The following is a 12120-nucleotide window of genomic DNA, read 5'->3' on the forward strand; positions in this document are numbered from 1 at the left end:
CCGGCAGGGGGACTCAAAGGAACGAAAGGCCGTACGCGACGTGACCGCAACACAGCAGACCATCCACGTGGGTGGAGAGTGGCGCTCAGCCCTCTCCGGCGCCACGCGCGAGATCATCGATCCCGTCGACGCGACCGCCTTCGCCGTCGTGGCGGAAGGCGGTGTCCAGGACACCGACGACGCCGTGGCCTCGGCCCGAGCCGCGTTCGACGACGGTTCCTGGCCACGCACGCCCGTCGCCGAGCGCGCCGCCCTGCTGCGGCGGGTCGCGGGCCTGCTGGAGCGCGACCGGGAGCGGATCGGCGCCCTGGAGAGCCAGGACGCGGGCAAGACGCTGGAGGAAGGGCGCGTCGACGTCGACTGCGTCCGCGACGCCTTCCTCTACTTCGCCGACCTCGTGGAGAAGGAGAGCGGCGCGCGGATCGTCGACGCCGGGTCCGAGGAGATCCACAGCGTCGTCGTGCATGAGCCCGTCGGTGTCTGCGCTCTGATCACGCCGTGGAACTATCCGCTGCTCCAGGCCAGCTGGAAGGTCGCGCCCGCCCTCGCCGCCGGCAACACCTTCGTGATCAAGCCGAGCGAGATCACTCCCCTGACCACCGTCGCGCTCGTCGAGCTGCTGATGGAGGCCGGGCTGCCGCTCGGCGCCGCGAACATCGTCACCGGGCCCGGCGCCACCGTCGGCGCCCGGCTCGCCGAGCACCCCGACGTCGACCTCGTCTCGTTCACGGGCGGGCTCGTCAGCGGTACGAAGGTCGCGAGGGCGGCCGCCGACAGCGTGAAGAAGGTCGCCCTCGAACTCGGCGGCAAGAACCCCAACGTCGTGTTCGCCGACGCCTGTGCGACGCCCGAGGGCTTCGACACCGCCGTCGACCAGGCGCTCAACGCCGCCTTCATCCACAGCGGCCAGGTCTGCTCCGCCGGCTCCCGCCTCATCGTCGAGGAGTCGCTGCGCGAGCGCTTCGTCGCCGAACTCGCCCGCCGGGCCGAACTGATCCGGCTCGGCCGCGGCACCGACGAAGGCGTCGAGTGCGGGCCGCTGGTCTCCGCCGCCCAGGTCGCCCGGGTCGAGGACTACGTGTCCTCCGCACTCGGCGAGGGCGCGGTGCTGCGGGCGGGTGGCGAGAAGCCCGCCGGGCCCGGCTACTTCTTCCGGCCCACCGTCCTGGACCACTGCCACCGCCGTATGCGCGTCGTCCGCGAGGAGATCTTCGGGCCCGTCCTCACCGTGGAGACCTTCCGCACCGAGGAGGAGGCCGTCACCCTCGCCAACGACACCGAGTACGGCCTCGCCGGAGCGGTGTGGACCGCCGACGAGGAGCGCGCCCGGCGCGTCGCGGGCCGGCTGCGGCACGGAACCGTCTGGATCAACGACTTCCACCCGTACCTTCCGCAGGCGGAATGGGGCGGCTTCGGCAAGTCCGGCATCGGCCGCGAGCTCGGCCCGAGCGGCCTCGCCGAGTACCGCGAGGCCAAGCACATCTACCAGAACCTCGCTCCGCGCCCGGTGCGCTGGTTCGCGGGCGAGAAGGACCAGGCATGAGCGAGCAGCACGTGTACGACTACGTCGTCGTCGGCGGCGGTACGGCCGGTTCCGTCATCGCCTCCCGGCTGACCGAGGACCCGGACGTCAGCGTCGCCGTCATCGAGGGCGGCCCCAGCGACGTCGGCCGCGACGACGTCCTCACCCTGCGCCGCTGGATGGGCCTGCTCGGCGGTGAGCTGGACTACGACTACCCCACCACCGCGCAGCCCCGGGGCAACTCGTACATCCGGCACAGCCGTGCGCGGGTGCTCGGCGGGTGCTCCTCGCACAACACCCTCATCGCGTTCAAGCCGCTGCCCTCCGACTGGGACGAGTGGGCCGAGGCCGGCGCCGAGGGGTGGGACGCGGCGGCCATGGACCCGTACTTCGCCCGGCTGCGCAACAACATCGTCCCCGTCGACGAGGCCGACCGGAACGCGATCGCCCGGGACTTCGTCGACGCGGCGCAGAGCGCGCTCGGCGTTCCGCGCGTCGAGGGGTTCAACCGGCAGCCCTTCCACGAGGGCGTCGGCTTCTTCGATCTCGCCTACCACCCCGAGAACAACAAGCGGTCCTCCGCGTCCGTGGCCTACCTGCACCCCTTCCTGGACCGGCCGAACCTGCACATCGCCCTGGAGACCTGGGCGTTCCGGCTCGACCTCGAAGGCACCCGCGCCACCGGCGTGCACATCCGTACGAAGGACGGCGCGGAACACGTCGTACGCGCCCGGCGCGAGGTCCTGGTGTGCGCGGGGGCCGTGGACACCCCGCGTCTGCTGCTGCACTCCGGCATCGGGCCGCGCGCCGACCTGGAGAAGCTCGGCATCCCCGTCGTGCACGACCTGCCGGGCGTCGGGGAGAACCTGCTGGACCACCCCGAGTCCGTCATCGTCTGGGAGACCCACGGTCCGATCCCGGAGAACTCGGCGATGGACTCCGACGCCGGGCTCTTCGTCCGGCGGGATCCGGCGGAAGAGGGGCCGGACCTGATGTTCCACTTCTACCAGATCCCCTTCACCGACAACCCCGAGCGGCTGGGCTACGAACGGCCCGCGCACGGCGTCTCGATGACCCCGAACATCCCCAAGCCGCGCAGCCGCGGCCGGCTCTACCTGACGAGCGCCGACCCCGAGGTCAAACCCGCCCTCGACTTCCGGTACTTCACCGACGAGGACGACTACGACGGCCGGACCCTCGTCGACGGGATCCGCATCGCCCGGCGGATCGCGGCGAGCGAGCCGCTCGCCGGATGGCTGAAGCGCGAGGTCTGTCCGGGGCCCGAGGTCACCTCCGACGAGGAGCTCAGCGCCTACGCCCGGCACGTGGCGCACACCGTCTACCACCCGGCCGGCACCTGCCGAATGGGGGCCGCCGACGACGAACTAGCCGTCGTCGCGCCCGACTTGAGGATCCGGGGCCTCGACGGCATCCGGATCGCCGACGCGTCCGTCTTCCCGACCATGACCGCCGTGAACCCGATGATCGGCGTGCTCATGGTCGGCGAGAAATGCGCCGACCTGCTGGGAGGCAGCAAACGATGAGTACCAGTCCGGCCAACCCCGTCTTCTCCGTGCGTGACCTGTGGAAGGTCTTCGGTCCGAAGGCCGACCGCGTGCCCGCAGACCCGGAACTCGCCGCCCTCGGCCCCGCCGAGCTGCGCGAGCGCACCGGCTGCACCGCCGCCGTCCGCGAGGTCTCCTTCGACGTCCGAAGAGGCGAGGTCTTCGTCGTCATGGGCCTGTCGGGCTCGGGCAAGTCGACCCTCGTGCGCTGTCTGACCCGGCTCATCGAGCCGACCTCGGGCACCCTCTCCATCGACGGCGAGGACGTGCTGGCCATGGACGCCGGCCGGCTGCGCGAGCTGCGCCGGCACCGGGCGTCGATGGTCTTCCAGCACTTCGGCCTGCTGCCGCACCGGTCCGTGCTCGACAACATCGCCTACGGACTGGAGATCCAGGGCGTGGGGCGTGCCGAACGGCGCGAGCGGGCGGCGGAGTTCGTCGCCAAGGTGGGCCTGGAGGGCATGGAGGACCGCAGGCCGGGCCAGTTGTCCGGTGGCCAGCAGCAGCGGGTCGGGCTTGCCCGCGCGCTCGCCGTGGACCCCGAAGTCCTGCTGTTCGACGAGCCGTTCAGCGCGCTCGACCCGCTGATCCGCCGGGACATGCAGGAGGAGGTCGTCCGCCTGCACCGGGAGGAGGGGCGGACGATGGTCTTCATCACGCACGACCTGAGCGAGGCGCTGAAGCTCGGCGACCGCATCGCGCTGATGCGCGACGGGCAGATAGTCCAGCTGGGCACGCCCGAGGACATCGTGGGCTCCCCCGCCGACGACTACGTGAGGGACTTCGTCCGGGACGTGCCGCGCGAACAGGTCCTGACCGTCCGCTCGGCGATGCGCCCCGCGCTCCCCGACGAGCGCGAGGGCGGGCCTTCGCTCGCCCCGAGCGCCACCGTCCACGAGGCCATCGAGGCCGTGGCCCGTACGGGCGTGAACGCGCGGGTCGTCGAGGACGGCCGGTGTCTCGGCGTGGTCGACCACGCGGGGCTCCTCGGCGTCGTCGCCGGGGTCCCGTCCGCCGCGTCGGGGAAGGCGGTGGCCTGATGTTCGCCCATTCGACCTGGCCGCCGCCGGGCGGTCCGACCCGTACGGCTCTCGGGCGGTGGGGCCGATGACCGCCACCGTCACCTCCGCCTCGTCGGGCGGCCCGGGTGGTGTCGGCGCCGTGCTGCGGGCCGTCGCGCGCGGCCGCGGCCGGCTGATCGGGGCCGGCGCGCTCCTCGCGCTCGTCCTCGGCGGCGTCCTGCTGGGCGCCGGCGGTTGGCCCTCGGCGTTCTCCGTCGACGTGTCGGGACCGCTCGGCCGCACCAGCGACTGGATCATCGACAACCGCGACGGCCACCCGCTGTTCCTGTACTTCCTCGGGCACGTCAGCAACGTCGTGGTCGTCTCCGTGCGCGCGGTGTACCTCGTGCTGCTCGCGCTCGGCTGGGCCGGTGTGACCGCCGCCGCCGGGCTCGTGGCCTGGCGGGTCGCGGGCGTACGGCTCGCGCTGACGTCCGTCGCCGCGTTCGGCGCCTGCGGGCTGCTCGGCATGTGGGTTCCCACCATGCAGACGCTCGCCCTCATGGTGGTCGCCGTCGCCGCGTCCGTGCTGCTCGGTGGGCTCCTCGGGCTTGCGGCGGGCCTGTCCGACCGTATGCACCGGATCCTGCGCCCGGTCCTCGACACCATGCAGGTGCTGCCGGCCTTCGCGTATCTGCTGCCCGTCGTCCTCGTCTTCGGCATCGGCGTGCCCGCGGCCGTGCTCGCGACCGTCGTCTACGCCGCCCCGCCCATGGCGCGGCTCACCGCGCTCGGGCTGCGGGGCGCCGACGCCGGGGTCATGGAGGCCGCCGCGTCGCTCGGCGCGACCGGCAGGCAGCGGCTCCTGACGGCCCGGCTGCCGCTGGCCCGCAAGGAGCTGCTGCTCGGCGTCAACCAGTCGATCATGATGGCCCTCGGCATGGCCGTGATCGCGTCCGTCATCGGCGCCGGTGGCCTCGGCGACCGCGTCTACCAGGCGCTGGCCTCGGTGGACGTCGGTGCCGCGCTGGCCGCAGGAGTGCCGATCGTGCTGCTCGCCGTCGTCCTTGACCGGGTGACCGCCGCCGCGGGCGAGCGGATCGGCGCGGCTCCGGTGCGCCGGGCCGGGGTGCCGTCGGCCGGGCTCGGGTGGGCCGTCGCCCTCGTGGCGACCGCCGTCGTCGCCGTCGCGGGCCGTCTCTCCGACCGGCTCACCTGGCCCACCGCGTGGACGGTGGACATCGCCGGGCCCGTCAACGGGGCGGTCGACTGGATGACCGCCCACCTCTACTCCGGTGTGCCGATCGTCGGCGGCACCGCCGACTGGGCCGGGCGCTTCACCACGTGGGTCCTCAACCCGCTGCGCGACGGCCTGCAGTGGCTGCCCTGGTGGGCGGTCCTGGTGACCGTCGGCGCGCTCGCCCTGCTCATCGGCACCTGGCGCACCGCCACGACCGCCGTCCTCGCGATGGCCGCGATCGGGGTGCTCGGCGTCTGGGACCCGGCGCTCGACACGCTGTCCCAGGTCCTGGCCGCCGTCGCGGTGACCCTGCTGCTCGGCTTCGCCCTCGGCGTCGCCGCGGCCCGCAGCGGCCGCCTGGAACGGGCGCTGCGTCCGGTGCTCGACGTCTTCCAGACGATGCCGCAGTTCGTGTACCTGATCCCCGTGGTCGCCCTGTTCGGGGTGGGCCGCGCCCCGGCGGTCGCGGCCGCCGTGGTCTACGCACTGCCCGCGGTCGTACGGATCACCGCCCAGGGCGTACGCGCGGTGAACCCGGCCGCGCTGGAGTCGGCGCGCTCGCTGGGCGCGACCGGCCGCCAGCAGCTCGTCCAGGTCCAGCTGCCGCTGGCCCGGCCCGCGCTGCTCCTCGCCGTCAACCAGGGCGTGGTCCTCGTCCTCGCCGTGGTCGTCATCGGCGGGCTCGTGGGCGGCGGGGCGCTCGGCTACGACGCGGTCTTCGGACTGGCCCAGGGCGACCTGGCGACCGGCCTCGTCGCGGGCGCGGCGATCGTCTGCCTGGGCCTGACGCTCGACCGCGTCACCCAGCCGACCGAGCGCCGTGACCTCTCCGGAAAGGGGGCCTGAGATGGCTCGTACCCGTATCGCCGCACTCGTGACAGCCGCCGCGCTCGCGGTCGGCCTCACCGGCTGCGGAGCAGCCGACATGACCCGCCAGGCCTCCCCGTTCGCCGCCGCCGAGGGGTCCCGCACGGTGACCCTGTCGGTGCAGTCGTGGGTGGGCGCGCAGGCCAATGTCGCCGTCGCCCAGTACCTGCTCGAACACGAGCTCGGCTACCGGGTGGACACCGTCCAGATCGACGAGGTGCCGGCCTGGGACGCGCTCAGCCAGGGCCGGGTGGACGCCATCCTGGAGGACTGGGGCCACCCGGAGCAGGAGAAGCGGTACGTCGAGGACAAGGGGACGATCGCCCGGGGCGGCGATCTCGGGGTGACCGGCCACATCGGCTGGTTCGTACCGACGTACTTCGCGGAGAAGCACCCGGACGTCACCGACTGGAAGAACCTGAACAAGTACGCCGACGAGTTCCGTACCGCGGAGAGCGGCGGCAAGGGCCAGTTGCTGGACGGTTCGCCGTCCTACGTGACGAACGACAAGGCGCTCGTGAAGAGCCTGGGGCTCGACTACGAGGTCGTGTTCGCGGGCTCGGAGGCGGCGCAGATCACCCAGATCAAGCAGTTCGCCAAGGAGAAGAAGCCGTTCCTGAGCTACTGGTACAAGCCCCAGTGGCTGTTCGAGAAGGTCCCGATGACGGAGGTGAAGCTGCCCGCGTACAAGGAGGGCTGCGACGCCGATCCGGAGAAGGTGGCCTGCGCGTACCCGCACACGCCGCTGCAAAAGTTCCTCAACGCCCGCTTCGCGGACGACGGTGGCGACGCCGCCGCGTTCCTGAAGAAGTTCCGGTGGACGACGGAGATGCAGAACGACGTCGCGCTGATGATCGCGGACCAGAAACTGTCGCCTCAGGAGGCGGCGGCTCGGTGGGTGAAGGAGAACGAGGCCACCTGGCGGACCTGGCTGCCGTCCCGATGACGCCGGACGTCAGTTCGGGGTCAAGGGGTGGCTGCGGAGCTTCTTGCGGAGGGTGCGCGTCTCGGGGTGCTTGGGGCCGTAGGCCGCGTCCAGGATGGCGAAGCTGTCGTCGTACCACTGGCGGGCCTGCTCCGGGCCGTCGGTGAGCAGGGCCACGTCGCCGAGGCGCTCGCAGAGGACGCTCAGGTCGCGCTGGGTCGACAGGTCGCGCGGGTCGTCGCCGAGGAGGGCGCGGCGCAGCGAGAGGGACTCGTCGTAGTGGGCGCGGGCGGCTTCCAGGTCGCGGCGGCGCAGGGCCAGGTCGCCGAGGCGTTCGAACTGGACGGCCAGGTCGCGCCGCGCCTGGGGGTCGCCGGGGAGCTCGGTCGCGAGTTCACGGCGTACGGCGAGGGCGCGGGCGTACCAGCGCGCGGCCTCGTCGAGGTCCTGGCGTTCGGTCGCGAGCAGGCCGAGGCGTTCCAGGACAATGCCCAGCTCGCGGCGGTCGGCGGTGTCGAGCGGGTCGGCCTCGACGACGTGCTCGGCGAGCGAGAGGGCGGTCGTGAAGCGGTCGCGCGCGGTGCCCTGGGCCGCGGGCCCGCCGGTCCGCAGGGCGATCTCGCCGAGTTTGAACTCGCCGAACCTGAGGTCCCTCAGGAGCCGGCTGTCGTCGGGGTTCTCCTCGCGCAGCCGGGTGGCGATGGCGAGGCCCTCCTCGTACGCCTGCGCGGCCTGGTCGAGGCGGTCGGCGCCGACCCAGAAGTCGCCGTACTTGTTGAACGAGAGGCTCAGGTCCCGCCGGGTGGAGAGGTCGGGGAACTGCTCGGCCAGCCGGATCGACTCGGCCAGCATCCGCTCGTAGTGCCGCCGCGCCTCGCGCGGCTTGCCCTTCCGAAGGGCCTGGTCACCGGCCTGCTCGGCCGAGGAACAGCTGTCGACGAGACCCTGCCGGACCCGGACCGCATCCCATCTCGTCATCGAACCCCCACGTGCGTGAACTCTGCCTGACCGGGATCACTATCCCCGGCGCCGACACCCCGCGAATCGTCCTGGGGCCAAGCTTCCACCAGAGTTCACCCGGCGGTCGTGGGAGGGTCAGGTGGTACGGGCGGGCGCCGCGTGGGCGGCCCGCCCGTACCCGTTCCCGCTTACTTCAGGGCGGCGATGGCGGCCTCGTAGTCGGGCTCGGTGGCGATCTCGCCGACGAGCTCGGAGTGGAGCACCGCGTTGTTCTCGTCGAGGACGACGACGGCGCGGGCGGTCAGGCCGGCCAGCGGGCCGTCGGCGATGTCGACGCCGTAGTTGGTGTGGAAGTCACGGCCGCGCACGGTGGAGAGCGTCTTCACGTTCTCCAGGCCCTCGGCACCGCAGAAGCGGGACTGGGCGAAGGGCAGGTCCGCGGAGATGCAGAGCACGACCGTGTTGTCCAGGTCGGCGGCCTTCTCGTTGAACGCGCGCACCGAGGCGGCGCAGACGCCGGTGTCGACGCTCGGGAAGATGTTCAGCACCTTGCGCTGACCGGCGTACTGCTCCAGCGTGCTGTCCGTCAGCTCCTTGGCGACGAGCGAGAACGCCGGAGCGACGCTGCCGGGGGCGGGCAGCACGCCGTTGACCTGCACGGGGTTGCCCTTGAACGCGATCTGGGCCATGGGGAAGCTCCCTCGGAGAGTGACTACGACAACATCTCCGATCGTACGTGGCGTGATCCCCCCGGCACGCCCCGCACCGGCCCCGGTCGGCCGCTGCCGATCAGCCCGCTCCGGGCGGTGGCATGCCGCCCTTGAGGCGTTCGATGTCCGAGGCGCGGACCTGGATCACGAAGAGGGCGACGACGAACGCCACGATGGAGAAGACCGCGGCCGTGACGAAGCCTTGGGAGACACCGGCGGTGAGGACCTCTTCGGACCAGGGCGGCGGAAGTTCGCCCGTCTTGGCGAACTGGGCCTTCTCCAGGGGACTCGCCTGGGCGAGGAAGGCCGGGATCTGATCCTTGGCCTCGTTGCGGCTGGCCGTGCCGAAGACCGTCACCAGGATCGACAGGCCGAGCGAACCGCCCACCTGCTGGGTGGCGTTGAGCAGCCCGGACGCGGCGCCGGACTCCGCCTGTTCGACGTTGGACAGCGCCATGATGGTCAGCGAGACGAAGATCAGGCCCATGCCGAAGCCGAAGACCAGGATCGGGCCGAGGACGCTGCCCAGATAGGTGGAGTCGACGTCGGTCAGCGTCAGCCAGGACAGGCCGACCGCCGACAGGAACGAGCCGGCCACCATGAAGGGTTTCGGCCCGTATCTGGGGAGCAGTTGGGAGGTGAGTCCGGCGCCGACCGCGATGATCGCGCTCACCGGCAGGAACGCCAGGCCGGTCTTGAGCGGGCTGAAGTGCAGGACGTCCTGCACCCAGAGCGTCAGGAAGAAGAACATCCCGAAGATCGCCGCCGCGAGGCAGAGCATGATGGCGTACGTGCCCGCCCGGTTGCGGTCGGCGAACATGTGCAGCGGGGTGATCGGCTGCCGGGAGCGCCGTTCCACCAGGATGAACAGGAGCAGCAGGACGACCGCCGCGCCGAACGAGGCCAGCGTCCACGGATCCCGCCAGCCCTCCTGGGCGGCGCGGATGAATCCGTACACCAGCGCCACCATGCCGAGGGTGGAGGTGAGCGCTCCGGTGAAGTCGAAGTGGCCGGGGTGCCGCTCGGACTCCTTGATGTGGCGGGGCGTGAGGAACGCGATGAGCAGGGCGATCGGCACGTTGACGAAGAAGATCCAGCGCCAGTCGAGCCATTCGACGAGCAGTCCGCCGGCGACGAGGCCGATCGCGCCGCCGCCCGCCGAGACCGCCGCGAACACGCCGAAGGCCCGGTTGCGTTCCGGGCCTTCCTCGAAGTTCGTGGTGATCAGGGAGAGCGAGGTCGGGGAGGCTATCGCGCCGCCGACGCCCTGCAAGGCCCGGGCGGCGAGCAGTTGCCAGTCGTTCTGGGCCAGTCCGCAGAGCAGTGAGGCGAATCCGAAGAGCAGGATGCCGAAGATGAAGACGCGGCGCCGGCCGAGGATGTCACCGGCACGTCCGCCGAGCAGCAGCAGTCCGCCGAAGGTCAGCGTGTACGCGTTGACCACCCAGGACAGGCTCGTGGTGGAGAAGTTCAGCGAGTCCTGGATGTGGGGCAGTGCGATGTTGACGATCGTGATGTCCAGAACGACCATCAGCTGACACGAGGCGATGACGAAGAGGGCGATGCCCTTGCCGTCGCCGCCCTTCTTGGGCGGCGTCGTGGTCTGTGCTGGGTTGGGCGTCGGGTTCGGTGTACTCATGGCGCATCGCGCCCTCGCTCACTGAGAGAGGCCGTGGGCCGGTCAGTCCACCTTTCGACATTAAGCCCGGGTCCTGCGACTCTCCAGTTGATCAAGTGCGCGGGCGCTCACCTGCTGTTCACTCCAGGACGGCGAGGCCGTCGACCTCCACCAGCGCCTGTTCGTCCCAGAGCCGTACGACTCCGATCACGGCCATCGCCGGGTAGTCGCGGCCCGCCAACCGCCGCCAGATCCGGCCCAGTTCGGGAGCGTTGCGGCGGTAGTCGGCGATGTCGGTGGCGTAGACCGTGACGCGGGCGAGGTCGGCCGGGGAGCCGCCGGCGTGCCGGAGCGCGGTGAGGAGGTTGGTCAGGGCGGTCTCGAACTGCTCGGGCAGGGTGTCCCCGACGACCTTGCCGTCGCGGTCGAGGCTGGTCTGCCCGGCGAGGAGGACGAGTCGGGAGCCGCTGGCGGTGACGGCGTGCGAGAAGCCGGTGGGCGGGGAGAGTTCGGCGGGGTTGTGCCGGTGCAGGCTCATGCCGTGGCCTCCTGTGGGTGTTTCGCCGCCGTCTGTGGCCTCTGCGCCGCGGCGTACAGCTCCTTGGCGATGATCGTGCGCTGGACCTCGGTGGCGCCTTCGTAGATGCGGGGGGCACGCACCTCACGGTAGAGGTGCTCAAGGAGATGGCCGCGCTGCAGCGCCCGCGCCCCGTGCAGCTGGACGGCCGCGTCGACGACGTACTGCGCGGTCTCGGTGGCGAGCAGCTTCGCCATCGCCGCGCGGCGGGGCACGTCGTCCGCCCCGGCGTCGTAGGCGGCGGCCGCCGCGTAGACGAGGAGGCGGGCGGCTTCGGTACGGGTGGCCATCTCGGCGACCTGGTGGGCGACGGCCTGGAGGTCGCCGAGCACGCCGCCGAAGGCCGCGCGGGTGGCGGTGTGCGCGAGGGTGGCGTCGAGGGCGGCCTGGGCCATGCCGACCGCGAAGGCGCCGACGCTCGGGCGGAAACGGTTGAGCGTGGTCATGGCGACCCGGAAGCCCCGGTCTGGCTCGCCCAGGAGGTCCGCGGGGCCGACCGGGACCCCGTCGAAGACGAGGCTGCCGATGGCGTGCGGGGCGAGCATGTCGAGGGGGCTGCCGGAGAGGCCTGGCCGGTCGGCCGGGACGAGGAACGCGGTGACGCCGCGGGCGCCGGCGCCCGGGGTGGTCCGGGCGAAGACGGTGGCGAAGTCGGCTTCCGGGGCGTTGGAGATCCAGCGCTTCTCGCCGTGGAGGCGCCAGCCGCCCGCGCCGTCCCGGCGGGCCTCCAGGGCGAGCGCGGCCGCGTCCGAGCCCGCCTCGGGCTCGCTGAGCGCGAAGGCCGCGACCGCCCGTCCCGCGACGACCTCGGGCAGCCAGCGGGCCCGCTGCTCGGGGGTGCCGAAGGCGGCGACCGGGTGGCCGCCGAGGCCCTGGAGGGCGAGGGCGGTCTCGGCCTCCGTACAGGTCTGCGCGAGGGACTCGCGGAGCAGGCAGAGGTCGAGGGCACCCGCGTCGAAGAGCCCGGCGAGCAGGCCGTACTCGCCGAGGGCGGCGACGAGGGGGCGGTTCACGCGGCCCGGTTCGCCCTTGTCGGCGATCGGCCGAAGCCGTTCGGCCGCGAGGGCGCGCAGTTCCGCGCAGCGGGCGGTCTGCTGTGGATCGAGTGAGAATACGGACATTCGGTCCCCTGTCC

The 12120-nt window shown here is 72.1% G+C and carries 10 protein-coding genes; 5 read left to right on the forward strand and 5 right to left on the reverse strand.

Translation table 11 applies throughout. The annotated features are described in order from the left end of the window. Positions 1 to 40: 40 nt before the first annotated feature. The 5 genes from ACFWRO_RS07715 (at position 41) to ACFWRO_RS07735 (ending at position 7141) form a co-directional block, all read left to right on the forward strand. Complete coding sequence (locus ACFWRO_RS07715; protein WP_384505757.1) at positions 41 to 1543, forward strand: aldehyde dehydrogenase family protein; 1503 nt, start codon at positions 41 to 43, stop codon at positions 1541 to 1543. Next, on the forward strand, positions 1540 to 3066 hold the full coding sequence (locus ACFWRO_RS07720) for a GMC family oxidoreductase (protein ID WP_384505760.1): 1527 nt from the start codon (positions 1540 to 1542) through the stop codon (positions 3064 to 3066). Before ACFWRO_RS07715 ends, ACFWRO_RS07720 begins: the two co-directional genes overlap by 4 nt. After that, positions 3063 to 4127 carry a glycine betaine/L-proline ABC transporter ATP-binding protein gene (locus ACFWRO_RS07725; RefSeq protein WP_384505763.1) on the forward strand — a complete coding sequence of 355 codons (1065 nt, stop codon included), beginning with the start codon at positions 3063 to 3065 and terminating at the stop codon, positions 4125 to 4127. Before ACFWRO_RS07720 ends, ACFWRO_RS07725 begins: the two co-directional genes overlap by 4 nt. A 67-nt stretch (positions 4128 to 4194) precedes the next feature. Then, complete coding sequence (locus ACFWRO_RS07730; protein ID WP_384505766.1) at positions 4195 to 6174, forward strand: ABC transporter permease; 1980 nt, start codon at positions 4195 to 4197, stop codon at positions 6172 to 6174. Between the two features lies 1 nt (position 6175). Continuing rightward, the gene (locus tag ACFWRO_RS07735) at positions 6176 to 7141 is read left to right on the forward strand and encodes an ABC transporter substrate-binding protein (protein ID WP_384505768.1); all 966 of its coding nucleotides are present in this window, start codon (positions 6176 to 6178) and stop codon (positions 7139 to 7141) included. A 9-nt stretch (positions 7142 to 7150) separates the two neighbouring features. Here ACFWRO_RS07735 and ACFWRO_RS07740 read toward each other — a convergent pair whose 3' ends face one another. The 5 genes from ACFWRO_RS07740 to ACFWRO_RS07760 form a co-directional block, all read right to left on the reverse strand. Further along, positions 7151 to 8098, reverse strand: coding sequence for a tetratricopeptide repeat protein (locus ACFWRO_RS07740; RefSeq protein ID WP_384505771.1), 948 nt, complete (start codon positions 8096 to 8098; stop codon positions 7151 to 7153). A 170-nt stretch (positions 8099 to 8268) separates the two neighbouring features. Beyond that, positions 8269 to 8769 carry a thiol peroxidase gene (gene tpx / locus ACFWRO_RS07745; RefSeq protein ID WP_384505774.1) on the reverse strand — a complete coding sequence of 167 codons (501 nt, stop codon included), beginning with the start codon at positions 8767 to 8769 and terminating at the stop codon, positions 8269 to 8271. 100 nt (positions 8770 to 8869) lie between these two features. Beyond that, positions 8870 to 10429, reverse strand: a complete 1560-nt coding sequence (locus ACFWRO_RS07750) for an MFS transporter (RefSeq protein ID WP_384505778.1) — start codon at positions 10427 to 10429, stop codon at positions 8870 to 8872. Positions 10430 to 10547: 118 nt separating this feature from the next. Then, the gene (locus ACFWRO_RS07755) at positions 10548 to 10946 is read right to left on the reverse strand and encodes a RidA family protein (RefSeq protein WP_384505780.1); all 399 of its coding nucleotides are present in this window, start codon (positions 10944 to 10946) and stop codon (positions 10548 to 10550) included. Continuing rightward, complete coding sequence (locus ACFWRO_RS07760) at positions 10943 to 12106, reverse strand: acyl-CoA dehydrogenase family protein (protein ID WP_384505783.1); 1164 nt, start codon at positions 12104 to 12106, stop codon at positions 10943 to 10945. Before ACFWRO_RS07760 ends, ACFWRO_RS07755 begins: the two co-directional genes overlap by 4 nt. Between the last annotated feature and the right edge of the window lie 14 nt (positions 12107 to 12120).

The sequence above is a fragment of the Streptomyces sp. NPDC058579 genome (assembly GCF_042718575.1).
Taxonomy (GTDB): Bacteria; Actinomycetota; Actinomycetes; order Streptomycetales; family Streptomycetaceae; genus Streptomyces.